This is a genomic window from Ekhidna sp. (assembly GCF_039940915.1).
Lineage (GTDB): Bacteria > Bacteroidota > Bacteroidia > Cytophagales > Cyclobacteriaceae > Ekhidna.
This window is the reverse complement of the sequence record NZ_JBDVFO010000003.1, coordinates 272,371-293,378: the sequence shown is the minus strand read 5'-3', so window position 1 is coordinate 293,378 and position 21,008 is coordinate 272,371. Positions and strand designations below refer to the sequence as shown.

Sequence of the window (21,008 nt, the reverse complement as noted above, 5' to 3'; positions counted from 1 at the left end):
TAATTTATTATCGTTTTTCGATAATTTATTATATAATTGCATAAATTAATTACTTATGAATAACAAAATATTGCATTTAGCTAAGCTTACCACGAAGGTATTACTCATTGGTGATATCTTGCTGGCATTCATCCTCATCGTCCTCATGATCGTATGGCAGGTGGACACGAGCTACTTCTCAGACATCCGAATCGTCAATGACGGAAGTATTTTCAAGTTTTCAAATAACCCAGAATTGGAGGGAATGCCACTCAGCAGATACGGAAGTCCCTATTTCTATTTCCTTGTATTCAGAGCATTGCTTATTACGGGCGTATTGTATCTGATCCTTCTAACTGCACTTCGCATCATTACCTCGATCGAAAATCTGGAAACTTTCAGGTCAGAGAATGTAAAATCTTTCCGTAGAATGGGTAACCTCTTTTTGCTATGGTTTGCATTGGCAATCCCGACAATCACAAACATCAATGGTGTATCATCGATTACCATGGGTCTCTATTTCAACTATGCAGTTTGGGCCTTGCTTTGCTTCGTGCTGGCTGAAATATTTGGTGAGGGGAATAAGCTAATGGAAGACAATAAACTAACCATTTGAGCTATGCCAATAATCGTGAATCTAGACGTAATGATGGCTAAGCGCAAAATCCGATCAAAGGACCTGGCAAGCCAACTTGGAATAACGGAAGCCAATCTTTCCATCTTAAAGACTGGTAAGGCCAAAGCCATGCGCTTCACCACGCTGGAATCGCTCTGTGAGGCGCTTGATTGCCAGCCGGGGGATCTACTTGAGTACTCAAATGAATAGGTCTCCAATCAAATTTTTCATTCATCATGATCCAGCAACTCTTTGGGCTACCTCACCATGACAGCCCAAAGAGTTTTTACTTTCATTTGTTCCATCTTTTTTCAGCTCTTCTTCAGGGACCTCCTTCATCCATTCCTGTTTTTGAAATTTTGACACCAGGGTTCCGTTTGTTCCCACTACAGCAACCCATGAGTCTGGAATATCAGTGCTCAAAAATATACCCGGAGGTGAGTCGATATGAGAAAATCCCTGACCAAAAATTGCTGGTATCTGCGCAAAAACATGCCCTCTCAATGTTGTGACAAATCCTCCATCTGTCCAATGTCTCATGACCGTAACTGTATCTGGCCACCTACTTACCAGTTCCCATCCGACCCTGACCGGATTGCCACTGTCCACCAACTCAATCAGCTTCTCCAAGCTTCCACTTATGCGATTCCCATCTCGGTCTGCTTCATAGATAATTTGATACTGATTGACTGGGTTTTGATCTGCTTGTCCAAAACTTAGTTGGGACATAAGTAAGATCATTGAAGTAATTGCTAGTCTGCTTTTCATCTTGTGCTTATTTTCTGCTCAAGCTGATTTCATCGCGACTGAATAAAAAAATAATTCAACCAACAACCGTATAATTCAACCAACGACCACTAAAAGGCTAGGATCCAAATGGATTTTGACTTGTAACTTTAGCTTACATGAAAGGCAGAAAAAAACAGTTTATCAAACACCTGATATTCTGGGTGATCGTTTGGTTTCTTCAATCGCTATTGTTTAGTGGAGGCGAGTATCTTGATTTTTATCTAGCAAAAAATATTGCCATAGTTTCACTTCAGTCTACACTGGTATATATCAATCTGTTTTTCCTTATTTCATTGCTGGAACAGAAAAAGTTCATGTTTTACAGCCTGATCTCAGTTGTACTTATCTATTTAGCTTATGCCATTTCATTTGACTTTATCGGCGTGATCACCTCCATCTTTTTTCCAGAATTGTTTCGTGTGCATGTAAGTGATCCTGTAAACTGGTGGCCCACCGATTTTTGGAGAATTCTTTCGGGATCGGCCCCTTACTCTTTGAGTTTGCTTTCAAGCACGATCTTTTTTCTGATCGTTTCCAAAAGAAATCCAGATGCAGCATCCGCACAGACAATGACGGAAAGATCTAATGGCAATCAGCCATCCAATGGTATGCTTACCATCAAGGATGGAAAGACCATTCATCGCATTCATAAACAAGACATTTTGTATGTAGAAGGGCTTAAAGAATACGTAAACTGGCATACCAAGAAGCAAAAGCTCATCACCTTGCATTCACTTATAAATCTGGAAAAGCAATTGGCCAATGAAGGATTTCTGCGCATCCATAAATCATTCCTGATCAACACTGCATGTGTGAGCACTGTGAGGCATAACTTATTGGAAATCAATGGTGAGAAAATCCCTATCGGAAGAAGGTATAGAGAGCAAGTGATCAACTATTTCAACGCCGAAAACGAGGACTAAAAGTTGGTAACTTTCACCTTCACTGAAACTCTACAACCAAATCATCCTGCTCTACCAGTCCACCCGATTGGAGGTGAATCTTTTTCACCGTTCCGGTGAGCGCAGACGAAACCGTGGTTTCCATTTTCATGGCTTCAATCACAAAAAGTGCATCGTCCTTTTTCACCTTATCTCCTTCTTTCACCTTTATCTCAGCAATTTTTCCCTGGAGAGGAGAGCCTACTTCATTGTCAGACTCGGCCTTCCTGTTGGATACTTTTAGAACAGTCACATTCTTGTCTTTGATGGTGATTTTTCGTGTCTGGCCGTTCAGTTTAAATGAAACCGCACGCATGCCCTCATCATCTGGTTCGGTGATATACCCCATCTCGATGATGATATTCTTCCCTTTTGCTATCTCCACAATCGCTTCCTCGCCTCGCTTCATCCCGTAGAAGAATACGGGAGTAGGTAAATGAGTAACCTCATCATAATCCTGGATGTGTTGATAATACTCCGTAAACACCTTCGGATAAAGCTTGTACGATAGAAAATCGTCAAAATCAGTCAACGGAAACTCCTGCTGAAACACGTTGAACTCTTTGTCAAAGTCTACTGGTTCCAAGCTATCGTTGGCACGACCTTGCAAGGGTTTTTGATTCTTCAAAATCAGCTTGCTGATCTCCGCCGGAAATCCACCATGTGGCTGTCCCAAGTCTCCTTTGAAGAAGCCGACAACAGATTCTGGAAACGAAAGCGTATCTCCTTTTTCAAAGATTTCTTCAGCAGTTAGGTCGTTGGCAGTCATGAACATGGCCATGTCACCGACCACTTTGGAGGATGGCGTGACTTTTACAATGTCACCAAACAGGCCATTAACAATCGCATAGTTTTTCTTAATCGTTTCAAACTTGTGTTCCAAGCCAAGAGCGATAGCTTGGGGTCTCAAATTAGAATACTGTCCTCCGGGAATTTCATGATCATAGACTTCAGCTGTTCCTGCTTTTAAACCCGATTCAAACGGATAATAAAACTCGCGCACATCCTCAAAATAGGTTGAGTGCTCATTAAGCGATGGTAAATTCATTTCCCTTCCTCTCTCATGGTATTGAAGTGTGGCTACCAATGAGTTAAAGTTTGGCTGAGAGGTCAGCCCAGACATGGAGGCAAGAGAAACATCCACAATGTCCACGCCTGCCTCGATTGCCTTCAGATACATTGCTGCCTGCATGGAAGAGGTGTCGTGTGTATGGAGGTGAATCGGCAGATCTACCGCTTTCTTTAGCTCAGAAACCAGCAACTGGGCGCTGTATGGTTTCAATAATCCAGCCATGTCTTTAATGGCCAACATATGTGCTCCTGCATCTTCCAACTCCCTCGCCATATCGAGGTAGTACTGCATCGTAAATTTTTTCTGACCATTATCCTGAATTTCTCCAGTATAGCAGATGCATGCCTCAGCGAGTGACTCTGTTCGTTCCCGAACTGCTTTGATACTGACCTTCATATTCTCAATCCAGTTCAGTGAATCGAAAATCCGGAAGATATCCATCCCATTTTCAGCGGTTCTTTCAATGAATTTTTCGATCAGGTTATCCGGGTAGGCGGTATATCCTACACCATTGGATCCTCTTAGCAGCATTTGGAATAAAATATTCGGAACAGCCGCTCGCATAAGTTGCAATCGTTTCCATGGGCTCTCCTTCAAGAACCGCATGGACACATCAAAGGTGGCTCCTCCCCACATCTCCATGGAAAAAATTTCTGGATTTTGCTGTGCGTAGCTCGCCGCAACCTTTAGCATATCTTCTGTACGAAACCTGGTCGCCAGCAAGGACTGATGCGCATCCCGCCATGTTGTGTCTGTGAAATGTACCTTGGGGTCGTCTTTGATCGACTGAACAAATTTCTCACGCCCAAGCTTCTTTAACAGATCACGTGTACCTTCTGCTACTGGCATTCCTTTTTGCACTGCAGGTATTTTGGGTGTTCTGAATGTACGGTTTGGATCAAAACTCTTTACATCCGGGCTGCCGTTTACAGAAATCTCCCCGATGTAGTTCAATGTTTTGGTGCCTCTATCGAAACTCTTTTTGATCTGGAAAAGCTCCTGATGATTGTCAATGAAATTGACGGTGGCATTTCCTGTGAAGAAATCCTCGGTGTATATCACGTTTTCAAGGAATCCTATGTTTGTTTTTACCCCTCTTACCCTAAACTCCCGTAAAGCACGATGCAACCGCTGTGCGCTCCCCTTGAGGGTTCTTCCTTTGGCTGTCACTTTTACCAGGAGGGAATCGAAGAAAGGTGAAATCTTTACCCCATTGTAAACATTCCCTGCATCGAGTCGGATGCCAAATCCACCCGCACTTCGGTAAGCGATGATGGTGCCATAGTCCGGCTTGAAACCATTGGAGGGGTCTTCAGTAGTGACGCGACATTGTACCGCAAAACCACGTGTTTGAATATCTTCTTGTGAGTGGATGAAAATCTGTGGATGTGAGAGCTTACACCCGGAAGCTATCAAAATTTGTGACCGTACAATGTCTATCCCAGTGACTTCCTCCGTTATGGTATGCTCTACCTGCACCCTTGGATTCACTTCTATGAAATAAATGTGTTCGTCAGGATCCACCAAAAACTCTACCGTTCCTGCATTGTTGTAGTTGACTTGCCGGGCTATCTTCAGTGCGTATTCATACAGTTTCTCACGTGTAGCGTCCTTGAGGCCGACACTCGGAGCTACCTCCACGACCTTCTGAAAACGACGCTGTACGGAGCAGTCGCGCTCATAGAGATGAACAATGTTTCCTGCATTATCTGCCAGAATCTGTACTTCAATGTGCTTCGGATTCTCAACATATTTTTCCAGGAAAATCGTATCGTCACCAAAGGCTTTGCTCGCTTCTGACCTAGCTTCATTGAAAGATTTAACAAGCGACTGTTCATCTCGAACCACTCGCATTCCTCTACCACCTCCTCCAGCTGACGCTTTCAAGATTACCGGATAGCCAATTCTTTTCGCCTCCTTTTTAGCAACATCTTCTCCGGATAAGATCTCCCGGTTATCTTCAATCACAGGCACTTCTGCAGCCCGTGCCACTTTCTTGGCCATTACTTTATCTCCTAATTGCGACATTACTTCTGGCTCTGGCCCGATGAATGTAATCCCTTCTTCCCTACAGCGCGTAGCAAATGTGACATTCTCGGATAGGAAACCATAGCCTGGATGGATGGCATCCACCTCATTTTCTTTCGCCACCGAAATAATTTCTTCAATGTCAAGGTATGGCTTCAGCGGTTCTTCGTCTGGCCCGATCTGGTAAGCTTCATCTGCTTTGTATCTGTGCAATGAATAGCGATCCTCAAATGTGTAAACCGCGACCGATCTAATATGTAACTCTGAGATTGCACGTAATACCCGAATACCAATCTCCCCTCGATTGGCCACCATTATCTTTTTGAAGAACTTTTGATTTTCCATACGTGATGGAAATTAAGGAAATCGGCAGACAATCCATAAACAATGTAGACAACTACATTTATTTTCATTACATTAGTGTAGTCAACTACATAAATATGAAGTACGATTTCGTAAATGAGACAGGGTATTTGGGCTTAGCCGTGCGATTAAAGCGTTTGAGTGAGGCGATGGTTCACAGTGGACGCCAGATGTATAAAGCACTAGGCAAAGACATAGAGCCTAATTGGTTTTTGGTTTTTAAGCTTTTACAGAAATATGATCAACTCTCTGTGACCGAAATGGCCACTAAACTGCACTTCTCACACCCATCGGTGATCACCATTGTGAGCAAGATGGAGCTAGCTGGGTACCTGACCTCCACAGTGGACAAAACAGATTCCAGAAAAAAGAACTTCACGCTTTCTCAAAAAGCTGAGGACAACTTGCCTGAATTTGAGCAGATATGGGCTGCTGGAATAGAAGGTACCAAAAAGCTCTTTCCCGAGGGAAGCAACTTCATGGATCAATTGGAAGCCTTGGAAATCCAATACAGTCAGCAAGATTTTAAAACACGTACATTAAACGAACTAGGCAATGAATAACTCACTCGACTTTACTCCTGAACACTTTGAAAAACTCCTTAATAAAACCTCTGAACTGGTCCTTCATCAGCATGACAACATGGAAGAAAAGAAGGCGTACCACTATTTTGCTCAGGCCGAGGTAGAAAGTTGGTTTGATGAAGGGTTGCCAGAAGAAAGCTTAGCTCCTGAGCGCGTGCTCGATCTTTTCAAAGAAAAGGTGATGGATACAGCTACCAACAACCTGGGGCCTTACATGTATGCTTATGTAATGGCTGGTGGCTCGCAGATGTCACTGTTGGCCGAAAAATTGACTGCCACCATCAATCAGAACGTAGGAAAATGGCATCTGGGTCCTGCAGTAAGCGAAATCGAAAAGCGTGTGGTGCAGTGGGCAGGTGAACTCACCACCTTTGGGAAAAACAGTGGTGGCGTCATGGTCAGTGGTGGATCTGCTGCGAACCTGGCCGGACTTACGGTGGCGCGGAATATCTTCTTTGAGAAACTTAAAATCCGGGAGAAAGGATTGTTTGGCATCAAAGCATTCACGGTGTATGCGTCCACTGAAGTACATGGCTGTATTGACAAAAGCATGGAGGAGCTGGGGATTGGCACTGATCAGCTAAGAAAAGTAGCGGTGAACGATGACTTCACCATTGATCTGGATGCTTTGAAAGAAGCCATTGAAAAGGACAAAGCGGATGGCTTCACTCCCTTTTGCGTAGTGGGTACGGCAGGTACGGTGAACACAGGTGCTATTGATGACCTAACAGCACTAGCGGAAATTGCCAAAGAGCATGAACTGTGGTTTCATATCGACGGTGCTTACGGTGGACTCCCTGCTTGTCTGGATTCCATCCAAAAAGAATACAAAGGCATAGAGCTGGCTGACTCCTTGGCGCTCGACTTTCATAAGTGGATGTATCAGACTTTCGAAGCTGGATGCTTATTGGTAAACGACTTCAGCATTTTGCAACGTACGTATTATAAGCGCGCTTCATACCTGGACACGAAACTGGAAGATCAAGGGCGTACCAACTTCAATGAGTACTACTTTCAGCTTACCCGAAACGCAAAAGCAGTAAAGGTCTGGATGAGCCTGAAAACGTATGGCATGCAAAAGCTGCGGACCATGATCCAGAAGGACATTGATCTGACACACTACCTCGCCGACAAAGTGGACAAAGCCGATGACTTTGACCTGAAGAGCACATCCTATCTAGCCGTTGCTTGTTTCCGTTTCACCAATCGACTCACGGATGAAACAGCGATAGAAGAGCTAAATCGTAAACTGATTCCTGCACTGGAACGGGATGGACGTGTATTCATTACGGGTACCACGATCAACAACCAGTTTGTCATTCGTGCATGCCTGATCAACCATCGGATGCACGAAGGAACAGTAGATTACCTGGTGAAAGTGATCCGGGAAGTGGGGCTAAGTCTGTGCTGAGTCGTCTGTAATTCGCAGATTTCAGTACTTTTAGTGGGGATGTTTGTTTGAATAATATCATCTGCACTACTAGAACAGAATCCAGACAATCAAATGATGAATAACCTAATAGCTTTCTTTAACAATACCATTCCGCTTTCCGAAAAGGTATTAAGCTTGATGAGTGAGGTTTTTGTTTTTGATGAACTGAAAAAGGGGGAATACTTTATTAGAAAGGGACAGTTTGCAAAAGAAATTGCGTTTTTAGAAACGGGTATTGTGAGAGCCTTTTATGTCAATAGTGATGGGAAAGAGTACAACAAAACATTTTTTTCAGCGCCTTCAATAATAGGCTCGTATGCCTCTCTCATCAGTAAACAAAAAAACACCGTCGCCCAGCAAGCACTCACCAATTGCCAAATTTGGAAAGCCCCTTTTTACAAAATTGAAGAGCTATCAGAAGGTAATTATGAAATCGAAAGGCTCAGAAGAATTATTGCCGAGAATTACTTTTTGAGTAATGAAAAAAAGGAAATTGAAATGGCAATGCTGGATGCGGACGAGCGCTATTCAATATTGCAAAAAGAATACCCTGGCATTGAATTGAAAATCCCGCAGTATCACATCGCCTCTTACCTCGGCATCAGTCCAACACAATTGAGTAGAATAAGGAACAAAATAGCTCGATAGCCTCTCATTTCTTTACATATGTAAATGCATGCGCTTTTTTAATGCGACTTCTTTGCAATAGAATTTAAATACGCTAACCCTACTAAACTTTATTGCGATGGAAAAAGAAGAAATTAAGTTATTCAGAGTCATATTTATCATTTCAGCCGTGTGGAATTTGATCGGCTCTATTTTTGGTTATTTCAACACGGCCTATACCTTCAACGGGTTTTTTGACAGAGAACTGACAGACCCCCTTATCCATGCCATTTATCAAGGAGCCTGGGGTACAACGCTGGTCTATTTTATCGGCTACTCAATTGTTGCTTACAATCCGCTAAAACATGCAGGAATTGTCATCGTAGGTGGCATTGGGAAAGTGGGTTTTGCCATCTCTTTGTTGAAATTTCATTTGTCCGGGCTTGCTAACTCCATAGTGTACATCGTTATCGTAGGTGACTTCATCTTTTCACTGCTTTTCGTTTATTACTTCTTCCGCCTGTACAAGACAAACCATAAGATCATTTGATCATGAAAATGGAGGTCAACTGGAATTTGGTGCTGCTCCTTGGCGCATCCTTTCTGATGACGCATAAAAGTGCGGGACAGAATGCATGGGAAATTGACAAAAAAGAAAGTGGAATAGTCGTTTACACAAAAGCTAAAAAAGGTTCAGTTTTCAAAGCTTTCAAAGCCGTTACTAGCCTTAAGGCGTCAGCAGATGAAATAATGGAAGTATTGAAAAACGCCGATGATTATGCCAGGTGGTACGGCTATACAAAAACGTCAAAACTTCTGAGGCATGAGAAGGACATCCAGTACAATTATGTAGAAACCATATTCCCTTGGCCCTATAGAAATAGGGATATGGTGTACAAAATGTCAATCAAAGCGCTTGACTCTGGAGTGGTAAAAATATCCCTCAATGGACTACCGGATTATATTCCAGCAAAAAAAGGAGTGGTGCGGATGAAAAAAGCAGAAGGATACATTCTGCTACAGTCCCTAGGCACCCATACTGACGTGATCTACGTGTTTCACTCCGAACCTGGTGACAATGTCCCAGGCTGGTTGGCAAACAATTCCATTGCTGAACTCCCATTTAAAACCCTACTTGGACTGAAGCGAGTTCTCAAAGAAAATAAGATCCCCTAGCATACATTACGTGAGAGAACATATCCAATCACTGGCTTAGAAACAGTCTTTTCACCTCTTCTCTTTTCAATCGCGCGATGGGAACCTGACCATCGTCAACCATCTGGAAATAACCACCTTCAGATTTCACATATTTCTTCACATGACGGATATGAATGAGGTGCGATTGATGCGGACGGTAAAACTCCTGATCCTGCAACAATTTCTCGAAGTGGCCAATGTTTCCCGAAAGCAGCAATGGAGGCTCATCAAGCCTGTATACCCGCGTGTAGTTCGCTTCTGCTTCCAGACGGATGATGCTGCTGACATGCACAAAAATGACCTCATCTTGTGTGGATAGAGCAATCCTCTTGTCCTGAACATGGTTCAGGTTATGAGAAAGTAAATCCAGTTTTTCACGCTGAGCGTCTATTGCCTCCAACTTCTTTACCGCAGCTATTAGTTCGGAGGGATCTACCGGCTTGAGCAAGTAATCCAATGCGCTGTATTTGATAGCTTTCAGCGCATAGGCATCGTATGCAGTCACAAAAATGATCTTAAAATTGATACTACTAAGTCGGTTCAGCAAGTCAAAACCTGACCCGTCTGGCATTTCAATATCCAGGAAAACCACATCGATGGTTTGGTCATTCAGCACGCGAACGGCCCCCTCCACAGACGCTGACGTCAGCACGCGCTTGATCTGAGGACAATGGTCAGAAATCAGCGAAGTAAGCAATTCGCGATTTCCAGACTCATCATCCACAATAAGTGCACTGTATTCTTTCATTCTTATTCTATTGGTAGGGTTATGCGCACACAAACCCCATTTTGATCTGTCCTGTTCGCAATCTCGATGGTGGTTTCTTTTCCATATAAGTCATTCAATGGACCGATGCGATCTTTGCTCAGCTGCAAACCAGTAGAGTTTGCCTTAGGCTTTGATAATCCCGGTCCATTGTCAAGTATCTCTATAACCAAACTTCCATTGATTGTGTGGATATTCACGACAACTTTCCCATCTTCTCGTCCGGCAATGCCATGTTTGATCGCATTTTCAACAAAAGGCTGAAGCAACATGACAGGAGTGAGCGAATCTTGATTAACCTTCTCATTTATCTTGATTTCATATTCAAAGGGGAATCTCAGTTTTTCAAGTTCCAGATACAACTCGACTAACGCCAGCTCACTGCGCAATTCATGAAACGTGTGCTCTGATGCTGACAGCACATTTCGCAAGAGCCGCGAAAGCTTGGTCAAATACGTATTGGCCACTTCATTCTTTTGCTGGGTAACCAGGTTCTGGATGGAGCTCAAGGCATTGAATAAAAAATGCGGGTTAAGCTGCGCTCTGATAGCCTTAAGTTCCGCTTCAGATAATTGCTGTTTCCATCGCAATTCTGTCTCACGTTTGCGCTGGCGCCTGCGATAGATGAGGAAAAATAAACCTCCCAATGTAAGCGTCAAAAGAAAGGTAAACCCGATCAACGCAGGTGTCTTCAACCACCAGGGCTTCAGAATGGTAAACGGATAAATCAAGCTTTTTGAATCCGGTGCGTCCTTGTAGGGCCTGACAATGAATTCGTAATGCCCAACCGGCAAATCCTCGTAGATGAACAGCCCAAAAGGATCATCCTCGTTGTAAGGTTGCGGCTGTTCGTGATAGCCTTTGAGGTAAATGAAAGCATCCTCCGTTACTTCTCCCGGAACAAATAAAAGCCCGTTGTCTGCATGTGGAAATTTGGGCCAAATCGGCAAGCCTCTCGCATCAAGTTCTGTGATATATTCCTCTTGTGCCCAATCGTATTGCGAAGTGTCCGGGTATTCTTCAAACAGGATCTGAAATTGAAAGGACAAGTAATCCGAAAAATAACTGGAAGGAAAAAGGTCAACTAATTCAATGTTTGCGTAATCCACTTTCCAGCTAACACTCAGCGAGTCCGAGGTAATATCGTTGATGAACGTATACGTATGTGCGCTTCCAGGTGAGGAGCTTAGATTAAAGCCAGATTTTCTCATTGGCTCATTGATGTATCTCGGATTTCGTGAGTTGACCAGGTAATTGCCACTGCTGATGGTCGAATCTCTGGTAATCAAGATGGAGCTATTTTCAGGAATGATGAGGTTGATCGGATGGTTCGTCACAGGATCAAATCCCTCGCACAAACTGTCGATGGGTAGGTTGATTCCCTTCAGTACCACTTCAACACCTATCCGCATGGAGCCTTTTTCAATGAAATGCTGCGCAGACAATTGTGAGCTGAGGAGTAAGAAGAGGCTTACGGGTAGGATGCTCTTCTTGAGGCATTCCCACGAAACCAACTTCCTAATCATATCATGCATTAAATCTTTCACTTGTTTAACGAATGCCGTTAATGTTTCGAGTGTTCTAGTTATTGTTTCCATAAAGTTAATTTTTTCTCGAAGCTGCTCGAACATGGCCTACCATAGGAGCTCCAATGTAGATTTGGTTATCATCGATGTATATCCGGATAGAATATGAGCAAAGGGACAGCCCCCCACTTAGAGTCACTGATAAGCGCACATATCCAAAATTCACCTACCACTCCCATGTAAATCTTTAGATTTCGCTAATTTCATAGCAATCAATTCAGCTCAATCAACGCATTATCCTAACGTCAACGCATTCCATAGAACCGCCTCCCAAAATGAAAAGCACACCCGTCATTAGCATACCTGTTTTCTCAATCCTGGTATTCGTTCTATTCTCCTGTTCGGATCAAAAAGCGGAGTTGATAGAGCTACCTTTTGCGAAAGATTTATTTCCTGAAGGCATTGCCATAGACAGCAGGACTAAAAAAGTCTACCTGAACAGTTTGAAAAACAAGGAAATAGTAAATAGTGCAATCAACGGCAAAAGCCCTCAAAATTTCCTGGAAACTGGTAAATACAACTATTTGGCTGGTTTCGGAATGACGATCAAAGGAGACACTTTATATGCGCTTGGCAATAGCCTTACAACAGATCAAAACGCATCCATTCTTTTGCTTTTGCAACTTTCTACGGGAGACATGATTGACTCATATTCAATCGCCGATTCGAATTTTCAATACTTAAACGATTTAGCAGTTAGCTCCAATAATGAGATTTTCATAACCGATTCTGAAAGCAATAAAATCTACAAAATTCAAAGGCCAAATAAAACCATTGAAGTCTACATCGACTCTGAAGAGGTTTCAAACTCGAACGGAATCACCATTTCTGACACAAATGACTACCTCTACCTAGCATCCATCAATGGAATCTGTGTCATTGACAGAATATCAAAAAAGCTAATAAACCAACCCAAGGAAGCTTACTTGGGTATCGATGGCTTGAAATTCTATCAAAATGATTTGTATGGAATCGTAAACGGTTGGCGTGACAATTCCCGAAATGGCTTATTCAAATTTGAGCTTAACAATGCGGGCACAGAGGTTTTGGGAAGTGAAAAAATCATCGAGTTCACGGAAGACTTTAGAACTCCCACCACTTTTGACATTTTAGATGGGCACTTATATTTTATAATCAACACCCAGCTGGACAATTTTGACACCAATACACAGGAGGTCATCGACTTGAAAAAATTAGAATCGTATAAAATGATGAAATTCAGCATCATGTAAGTGTCTAGTCCTTGCGCCAAAAAAAGACCCATAGGTCTAACAAAAGATATACGACACAACGATCGTTATAAAGTCACTAGCATTCCACCACAACATGAGAATACATTGCATCTTACTTTACCTGATTCCAGCCTTAGCTCTATCACAGGCTAACTTTCACCAACAACTTGCAGACTCAGCAGAAACCCTCTCGTTGGATCGCGTAATTTATGATCCCAGCTATTTTTCAATGGCCTATCCAAACGGAGATGTGCCTGCTGGTAAAGGTGTTTGCACCGATGTTGTCGTCAGAGCTTATCGTAAAATGGGAATTGACCTACAAAAAGAAGTGCATGAAGACATGAAAGGTAATTTTCAACAGTATCCGGACATTTGGGGACTAACCAATACCGACAAAAACATTGATCACAGGAGGGTTCCAAACTTGATGAAATTCTTTGAACGACACGGAACCACACTCAGCACATCCACCAACCCACAAGAATACAAGCCCGGCGACATTGTCTGCTGGAACCTAGGTGGGGCAATCACGCATATAGGGATAGTGACCGATGAACGATCCAATGATGGGACAAGATTCAAAGTCGTGCACAACATAGGCAGTGGACAGGTAATTGAAGACATGCTTTTTGATTTTCGGATAATCGGACATTATCGCTATCAAAAGTAGCTTCTCGATCAAGGCACCTCTCGCCATCCACCTACACGGCAAATACTATTTCACTTATCCATTTTATTCATCGCCACGGATGTTGACAATGGGTGTAGTTTTGCAACTTTGGATTTCATCCATCGCATTTTTAAAACAGACGGGGCAATAGCTGAAACACTAGCACCCATACTTAGAACAGTAATTACACATGGAAATCAACGAAGGGGAAGATCAATTGAGCAAAGAACAAATTGATCAGTGCATTTCCATTTTAGCAACATTGAATGGAGACACTCGTCAAATATTTGAGATTCCAAAGGATCAAAGAATTGAGCTTATTAAGCAAGCCGGTCGGCTATCAAGGCCTCAAAGAGACGAGTTCAAAAGGCGAAAAAAGGACGCCAAAAAAATAGCTAAACGCAAAGCGGCTGAAAAGGACAAGCACGCTCGAAACAAGACGGGCATACGAAGTGCAAGAGAAGCGGCTGTTTTTGTAGCACCTAAAATGATAGGTCAAGCTGAAGAGAAAGCAAAGCCCATTGGTAAATCAGTGGCTCCGCGCAATTGCTACGTGTGCAAGGAAATATTTACCGAGCTGCATCACTTTTACGACACCATGTGTGAATCTTGCGGTGACTTTAATTACGCCAAGCGCTTTCAAACAGCTGATCTTACTGGTCAGGTTGCCTTGGTTACAGGTTCCCGACTCAAAATAGGTTATCACATCACGCTGATGATGTTGCGAGCTGGAGCCACCGTGATTGCGACCACCAGGTTTCCCGTGGATTCTGCTTTGCGCTATGCCAAAGAAGAGGATTTTGCAACCTGGGGCCATCGACTTAAAATCCATGGATTGGATCTACGGCATATTCCCAGCGTAGAAATCTTTTGCAATTACATCGAACAGCAATACGACCGACTGGACGTGCTCATCAATAATGCCGCACAGACTGTGAGGCGTCCTGCAGGCTTCTATCAACATTTGCTACCCAATGAAGAACGTCCCCTTGCTGAATTACCTCCCGCTGTAAAAAACATCCTATCGGATCATGAAGCTTGCTTACGCGAATTGGGAGCAATCAGCTCGATGGTTGAAGGACAGGATAAGAATCTACCCGTCTCTTGGAATGCAAAACAAGTAGGCATTGGCCTGAGCGCTTCTGCAAAGTTATCGCAGATCGCCTATAACATTGATCACTCACTCTCAACGGAAGAGGTTTTTCCTTCTGGGAAAATGGACGCGGACCTGCAACAGGTGGATTTGAGAAAGACCAATAGCTGGCGATTGAAATTGGGAGAAATACATACACACGAAATGCTGGAAGTGCAGCTTGTTAACTCTGTAGCTCCGTTTGTTTTGTGCAATCGTTTGGTCCACCTTATGAAAAAGGAAAACACCGGTATGAAACACATCATCAATGTTTCCGCCATGGAGGGCAAGTTCCATAAGTTTCACAAAGAATCTCGCCATCCTCATACGAATATGGCAAAGGCTGCACTCAACATGATGACCCTTACTTCCGCAGCAGAATTTGCGAAAGATGGAATATATACCAATGCCGTAGATACCGGATGGGTCACAGATGAAGATCCCATTGAACTGGCTAAAAAGAAAGAAGAAATTCATGATTTCCAGCCACCATTGGACATTGTAGACGGAGCAGCACGTGTAATGGATCCACTGTTCGATGGCATCAACACTGGAAAGCATTGGTGTGGCAAATTCCTGAAAGACTATATACCAACCAGCTGGTAATTTGTAATTAACGTTGATTCGAATGCTGTATATTTCAACAAGTCTTCTTATCGTTACTTTCGAAAACCAAGAGCTCAACCTTTGATCAACACAAGAAACGTAAGTCAATACCATCAACTACCGATGCTCGATGGTCTAGAACTCTTGCATGCGAAATCTCACACATTGGATTTTCCTTTTCACACCCATGACACGTTTAATATCGCTCTGATTTTAGACACTACATTCAACACTAAGCTTTCTGATAAATTCTTAAAAGCCCCGTCAGGAACCCTATCCATAACAAATCCCAATGAAGTACATGCCACACCGTGTGATCAGGATTTGGGCAATTCCTTTTTTACCTTTTACGTCTCGCCGGAAGCAATCAAAGATTTTAACAATGGAGACGATGTGTTCTTCGAAGACAAGATCATTTATGATGCTGACCTCTTCCGTGAATTGTACTTCTTATCCAAGAATTATAGCAACAACCATTTTCCTTTCGAAAGTCGATTGGTGAAGGCATTGAAATCATTGGTGACTAATTATGCGACTGTCAAGCCTACCAGCCTCGCAACCACTAGACTTTTTCAAAGTTTTCTTAACGAGACCAAGTTTGACTCCTTTTCATTGGAAAAAACTGCTTCACAATTCGGGATAAACAAATACAAGTTCATTCGCTTGTTCAAGCAAGAGACAGGGTTAACACCAAACAACTACGTCCTTTTAAAGAAAATAGAACAAAGTAAAAAAATGCTCAAAAATGGCAAATCAATTTTCAGTGTAGCGATTGATTGTGGTTTTTACGATACTTCGCATTTCTACAAAAATTTCAGGCGGTTTACTGGAGTAAACCCATTGGATTTTCAAAATGCGCTTTTCATAGAGTAGTGAAATATTTTACAATAGACTAGCTCATCAAAACTTCATCTTTGGTTCAAAATAAAAAGAACATGAAGTTTTATCTCTCCATCATTATTACACTAACGTCCAGTTTTACATTCGCTCAAGACGAATCTACGCTCGACGTGTTTAACAAAGAACAGCTCTTAGAAGATTACGATCTAGTCGTTTCATCCTTGAAAGAAGCTCACCCAGGACTTTATTGGTATACCAGTTTCGCAGCATATGAAGCAATTTTCAAGCAAAACAGGGATAAGATTCATGATGGGATGAGCTCATATGAGTTTTACAGAGTGTTATCATTCATTGTATCTGCGGATAAAGAAGGTCACTCAAGTGTTTCATCCTCAAAGGATATAGGAAATTATACACGATCAGGTGCAAAACACTATCTGCCATTTGGAATAAAAACAATCAATAAGGAGCTGTATTTGATCAACGATTTAGGCACTTATGAAACAAAAGGCAAGGTCATTAAAAGCCTTGATGGAGTTTCCATAGATACGATCCTGCAAACCATATTCAATCACACATCAAGACTATCTGATGGGTTCACCACTACGGGGAAATATAAGAACTTAGATCGCTTTGGATTTTCAGGAAGTTACCTGGATTTCATCCATGATTTTAAGAAAACGGATGTTTCTCTTGGTCTCATCGATCCCAAAACAAATACAGAAACAGAGCTATCGATTTCAATGGTAGATAGGGATAGCCTCATCTCTATTTCAAAGGAAAACCCAAGGAAAAAAAATGAACGAAATAATGGACTTTATTCCTTCGAAATAAGATCAAACACAAAAACAGCCTTGCTCAACTTTAACAGTTTTAGCTATGGAAGTTATGAACGGGAAGGACTCAATTTCGAGCATGCAGTTGATAGTCTTTTTGACATAATCACGAAGGAAAAAGTTAAAAATCTCATCATAGATATTCGGAACAACAGTGGCGGATCGGAAGGTGCTGAGGACTATCTATACTCCTACCTTACCCGTGAGCCATACAAAAAATACAACTACGTCGTATCAAGTGCTTTGACCTATTCCTTCATCGATTTCACAAATTACAAAGACCGCGAAGAAGACCTATATGGATGGCTTTGGGATGAACACTACCTGACCAATGATGGATTGTTTTTAAGGAAAACAGAGGTATTGCCAACTGAATTGCCACAAAAAAAGCCCTTCAAAGGGAATGTATACATTCTGATTTCGGGAAAAACATATTCGGGTGGTTCAGAATTTGCCTCAATTGCCAAATCGCAAAATAGGGCAACATTCATTGGTGAAGAAACCGGTGGAGGGTTTTATGGGCAAACCAGCGGTTCTTATATTTTTCTACTTCTACCAAACACACAAATGGAAATAAGAATACCACTACTCAAGTTTTCAACAACCTTTAAGAGTGATGACATTCCACTAGGGAGAGGGGTAATACCGGGCCATCAGGTTGGCCCTACTTTCGAGGAATACTCGGATGGGATAGACGCTGAATTGGAATATGTTTTAGCATTGATTAAAAACGGCAAGTAATTTTCGCACGCAAATCATCATTTCATATTTTCGGTTAATTTCAGTTTTGATCGCACCTTTCCATTAAGGTAGTCTAGCGGCATTATTGTTGTTCTATAAAACCAAAACTGAATGAAGACTGTGATCCTCCGAAAAACCGATAAAAAGATTGCCATCATGAAAAGACTAATTTTTGGGTTAATGCTAATGCCTGCGCTTTGCCTCCAGGGGCAGGAATTAACAAGCGGAGATGCTACGGTAGTTGATCGGATAAAGAAGACTACCTCTTTCATTTATGAAAACAAGGACGAAACGTTTTTCTTTCTTACCAATACCCAGCTGGAAGCCGCTAATACACATGGCACTTCACTAACCGCTCACCTAAGAGATGGATTCATCAATCGGGCAATCACAATCAGCTTGACGTCAAATGGGCAATTGTCTTCCGAATTCTATTTTGACGATCAACAGCTGATCTATGTGTATCAGACCTTTGAATTTTTTGCGGAAGCACCAAGTCGCAGTAAATGGAAAAATTTTAAAGGGATTTCTGGATGGGAAAGTCGATACTACTTCATCAATGAAGAATTGAATTTTCAAAAACACCTGGGCAAAGAAATCCTTGCAAAAGAGGGCGACATCCATGCTTTAAAAGAAAGTGCCAATGCAATCCGTCGGTATATCTTAGAGAATAAATGAGCTAACCTTACGGTCTCTGATTTAAGTTAAAAGCAGTACGGCTATGCAAAAAATACCCTTTGCGCTTATCTATAGTAGAATATTGATTGGACTGGTGATAGGCATATTGGCCATTTATCAGCCCGAAGGCCATGCAATATGGATTGTCGGCCTGATGGTTTTTGGATTGCTTACGGATGTTTTTGATGGAATCATCGCGCGCAAACTCAATGTATCCACAGAAAAACTTCGAATATGGGACTCCAATGCAGATCAATTTTTTTGGCTGCTGACCATCAGCTCCATTTTCTATCTCAACTTCACGTTTGTGAAAGAAAACATCACCTGGATCGCTCTTGTCGTATCTCTGGAGTTGTCGTCTTACCTCATAAGCTACCTGAAGTTCAAAAAACCAATCGCTACGCATTCCATACTCGCGAAGCTCTGGACGCTTACGCTACTTTGGTTTTTGATTGACCTGACACTGAACCCGGTTAGTCAGTTGCCTTTCATCCTGTGCATTGCATTAGGAATTGTATCACGGATTGAGATCAACCTGATCATTCTTGCATTGAAAAAATGGACCACTGATGTTCCTTCCATTTTTGCAGTTTCCAAAATAAACCGAGGCATACCCATCAAAAAGAACAAGCTCTTCAACAGTTAAATATCTACTGCATCCTTGTTGCATATCCAATAGACAAGAGCCAAGCAACCGCTGGGAGAAGATCGCTTCACCAAGGTTCGCGATGACGATTACCATAAAAGATAACGTCACTGCGAGGGAGGAATGACCGAAGCAGTCTCGAAGACGAGTAAGTGTAGAACAAGCATCAGATCGCTTCATCTAAGTTCGCGATGACGGTAACATGCAAGTTCAGGCGCTTCATTCTCAAAAAAATGAATTTGCATTGCAAATGATCACATGCGTTTTACGAAATGTTATAAAGCGCTCTATCATTTTCTTCCAAGCTTGAGTAGATTTGAGTGCACACCATCATTCATGGTGCTTAATCGCTACTTAAAAAAAACGCTTACTAAAATGAAAAAAATCAAAATCACCGTCCTATTCCTCGCAATCTGTTTCACATCTTATACCCAAACCAATACATTTCCTACAACTGGTTTTGTAGGTATTGGAACAACTAGTCCTAACGAGCAATTAGAAGTGGCCGCACAAGGTCGATTCTTCGTGGGTGATGGTGGAGGAGCTTCTAGAAGAGGGATTCTTTTGCAAGGAACTGGGACTTATACAAGGATAGTTGCTCATGATTACGGGATATCTACAGGTATTGATTTAGTATTACAAGATACCGGAGGAAAAGTAGGTATCGGAACTACTAGTCCTACCCAACTTATCGATCTTTTGTCTGTCAATAGAGCCATAGGCCAATTTAGAGGGAGCCATATCACAGATTCCTATTTCACCATAGGCAACACGAGTAGTGGTCATGCTAAACTTGTGCTAGATGGACAAAATGGAGATGCATTCGGAGGAGATTACGCAACTATTTACAATGTAAATAGCTCAAATGCTACTGATCGGCATCTCAGATTTCAAACAAATGCTACCGATAGAATGACTATAGATGGTAGTGGAAATATTGGCATTGGAACCACAACTCCATTAAATAAATTAGATATAAGACTTGGGAATTCTTATGGTTATACAGCACGTTTTTCTGAACAGAATGGAGCTGGAATAATTCTGGGTGTTGACCCAAACAATGATGAACCATTATCTGGGTTTATCGGTCATACATCATCAAATAGAAACATTAATTATGCAGTCTTTGGTATTGGGAAGCACGTATTCAAAACTGATGCAGGAGCCTCTATGGCAATATCAAATACTGGCAATGTTGGAATCGGAACCACAACTCCCCAATCCAAGCTCGCAGTGGAAGGCCAAATCCGAGCGACTGAAGTGAAAGTATTGGCGGATATCAGCGTTCCGGATTATGTATTTGAGCCAGACTATAAGCTTCGAACACTTGAAGAAACCAAGAAATACATCGCTGAAAACAAGCACCTTCCGGAAATACCGTCTGCGGCTGAGATCGGTGAAAACGGGATTGACCTGGGCGACATGAACATGAAGCTGCTGAAGAAAGTTGAGGAACTCACCTTGTACATGATAGACATGAACGAACAAGTTCAACTGCTGAAGTCCGAAAACACTGAATTAAAGGAAAAAGTGAAAGTGCTCGAGAAGGAGTAGCATTTTTCAGTAATCATTCCGTCATTGCGAATCTGAGAAACTGGGATAAGCTGATCTTAAGGAGGAGATCGTTCCACTAAGGTTCGCGATTACGGCATCATTCAAGTTCAGTTG

General features: G+C 42.2%; 20 protein-coding genes. 16 read left to right on the top strand and 4 right to left on the bottom strand.

The genetic code is table 11. The features are described 5' to 3' along the window. The first annotated feature begins 55 nt into the window (after positions 1-55). On the top strand, positions 56-595 hold the full coding sequence (locus ABJF57_RS16270) for a DUF2975 domain-containing protein (RefSeq protein WP_462232390.1): 540 nt from the start codon (positions 56-58) through the stop codon (positions 593-595). Between the two features lie 3 nt (positions 596-598). Next, positions 599-805: a helix-turn-helix domain-containing protein gene (locus ABJF57_RS16265; protein ID WP_462232389.1), complete on the top strand. Its 207-nt coding sequence runs from the start codon at positions 599-601 to the stop codon at positions 803-805. Positions 806-829: 24 nt separating this feature from the next. Here the strand turns inward: ABJF57_RS16265 and ABJF57_RS16260 are convergent, their stop codons facing one another. After that, the gene (locus ABJF57_RS16260) at positions 830-1,363 is read right to left on the bottom strand and encodes a hypothetical protein (protein WP_462232388.1); all 534 of its coding nucleotides are present in this window, start codon (positions 1,361-1,363) and stop codon (positions 830-832) included. A 137-nt stretch (positions 1,364-1,500) separates the two neighbouring features. On the opposite strand from ABJF57_RS16260, the gene ABJF57_RS16255 reads away from it, so the two are divergent. After that, on the top strand, positions 1,501-2,307 hold the full coding sequence (locus ABJF57_RS16255) for a LytR/AlgR family response regulator transcription factor (RefSeq protein ID WP_462232387.1): 807 nt from the start codon (positions 1,501-1,503) through the stop codon (positions 2,305-2,307). A 19-nt stretch (positions 2,308-2,326) separates the two neighbouring features. Here ABJF57_RS16255 and ABJF57_RS16250 read toward each other — a convergent pair whose 3' ends face one another. Further along, entirely contained in the window at positions 2,327-5,770 is a 3,444-nt protein-coding gene (locus tag ABJF57_RS16250; protein WP_462232386.1) for a pyruvate carboxylase, read from the bottom strand. Between the two features lie 5 nt (positions 5,771-5,775). Here ABJF57_RS16250 and ABJF57_RS16245 point away from each other — a divergent pair, with 5 nt between their 5' ends. The 5 genes from ABJF57_RS16245 (at position 5,776) to ABJF57_RS16225 (ending at position 9,586) form a co-directional block, all read left to right on the top strand. Further along, entirely contained in the window at positions 5,776-6,351 is a 576-nt protein-coding gene (locus ABJF57_RS16245; protein ID WP_462232385.1) for a MarR family winged helix-turn-helix transcriptional regulator, read from the top strand. Then, the gene (locus ABJF57_RS16240; RefSeq protein ID WP_462232384.1) at positions 6,344-7,783 is read left to right on the top strand and encodes a pyridoxal phosphate-dependent decarboxylase family protein; all 1,440 of its coding nucleotides are present in this window, start codon (positions 6,344-6,346) and stop codon (positions 7,781-7,783) included. The genes ABJF57_RS16245 and ABJF57_RS16240 overlap by 8 nt, the downstream gene beginning before the upstream one ends. A gap of 93 nt (positions 7,784-7,876) precedes the next feature. Further along, a complete protein-coding gene (locus ABJF57_RS16235; protein WP_462232383.1) occupies positions 7,877-8,452 on the top strand; it encodes a Crp/Fnr family transcriptional regulator in 576 nt (191 codons plus the stop codon). A 97-nt stretch (positions 8,453-8,549) separates the two neighbouring features. Next, complete coding sequence (locus tag ABJF57_RS16230; RefSeq protein ID WP_462232382.1) at positions 8,550-8,960, top strand: hypothetical protein; 411 nt, start codon at positions 8,550-8,552, stop codon at positions 8,958-8,960. 2 nt (positions 8,961-8,962) lie between these two features. Then, complete coding sequence (locus tag ABJF57_RS16225; RefSeq protein WP_462232381.1) at positions 8,963-9,586, top strand: START domain-containing protein; 624 nt, start codon at positions 8,963-8,965, stop codon at positions 9,584-9,586. Positions 9,587-9,614: 28 nt separating this feature from the next. Here the strand turns inward: ABJF57_RS16225 and ABJF57_RS16220 are convergent, their stop codons facing one another. Both ABJF57_RS16220 and ABJF57_RS16215 read right to left on the bottom strand, forming a co-directional pair. Beyond that, positions 9,615-10,355 (bottom strand): LytR/AlgR family response regulator transcription factor, encoded by a 741-nt coding sequence (locus tag ABJF57_RS16220; RefSeq protein ID WP_462232380.1) that lies wholly within the window; start codon positions 10,353-10,355, stop codon positions 9,615-9,617. A gap of 2 nt (positions 10,356-10,357) precedes the next feature. Further along, entirely contained in the window at positions 10,358-11,971 is a 1,614-nt protein-coding gene (locus tag ABJF57_RS16215) for a sensor histidine kinase (protein ID WP_462232379.1), read from the bottom strand. A gap of 263 nt (positions 11,972-12,234) precedes the next feature. Between ABJF57_RS16215 and ABJF57_RS16210 the strand changes: the two genes are divergently transcribed. From ABJF57_RS16210 to ABJF57_RS16175, 8 genes are all read left to right on the top strand, one after another. Then, a complete protein-coding gene (locus ABJF57_RS16210; protein ID WP_462232378.1) occupies positions 12,235-13,191 on the top strand; it encodes a hypothetical protein in 957 nt (318 codons plus the stop codon). A gap of 94 nt (positions 13,192-13,285) precedes the next feature. Continuing rightward, positions 13,286-13,861 carry a DUF1287 domain-containing protein gene (locus ABJF57_RS16205; RefSeq protein ID WP_462232377.1) on the top strand — a complete coding sequence of 192 codons (576 nt, stop codon included), beginning with the start codon at positions 13,286-13,288 and terminating at the stop codon, positions 13,859-13,861. A gap of 190 nt (positions 13,862-14,051) precedes the next feature. Next, positions 14,052-15,599, top strand: a complete 1,548-nt coding sequence (locus ABJF57_RS16200; RefSeq protein WP_462232376.1) for an SDR family NAD(P)-dependent oxidoreductase — start codon at positions 14,052-14,054, stop codon at positions 15,597-15,599. Between the two features lie 81 nt (positions 15,600-15,680). Continuing rightward, on the top strand, positions 15,681-16,472 hold the full coding sequence (locus tag ABJF57_RS16195) for an AraC family transcriptional regulator (RefSeq protein ID WP_462232375.1): 792 nt from the start codon (positions 15,681-15,683) through the stop codon (positions 16,470-16,472). Positions 16,473-16,534: 62 nt separating this feature from the next. After that, positions 16,535-18,016, top strand: a complete 1,482-nt coding sequence (locus ABJF57_RS16190) for a S41 family peptidase (protein ID WP_462232374.1) — start codon at positions 16,535-16,537, stop codon at positions 18,014-18,016. Between the two features lie 156 nt (positions 18,017-18,172). Next, positions 18,173-18,694 (top strand): hypothetical protein, encoded by a 522-nt coding sequence (locus ABJF57_RS16185; protein WP_462232373.1) that lies wholly within the window; start codon positions 18,173-18,175, stop codon positions 18,692-18,694. Between the two features lie 43 nt (positions 18,695-18,737). Next, on the top strand, positions 18,738-19,340 hold the full coding sequence (locus ABJF57_RS16180) for a CDP-alcohol phosphatidyltransferase family protein (protein WP_462232372.1): 603 nt from the start codon (positions 18,738-18,740) through the stop codon (positions 19,338-19,340). A 375-nt stretch (positions 19,341-19,715) separates the two neighbouring features. Continuing rightward, positions 19,716-20,894: a hypothetical protein gene (locus tag ABJF57_RS16175; protein WP_462232371.1), complete on the top strand. Its 1,179-nt coding sequence runs from the start codon at positions 19,716-19,718 to the stop codon at positions 20,892-20,894. Positions 20,895-21,008 lie beyond the last annotated feature (114 nt).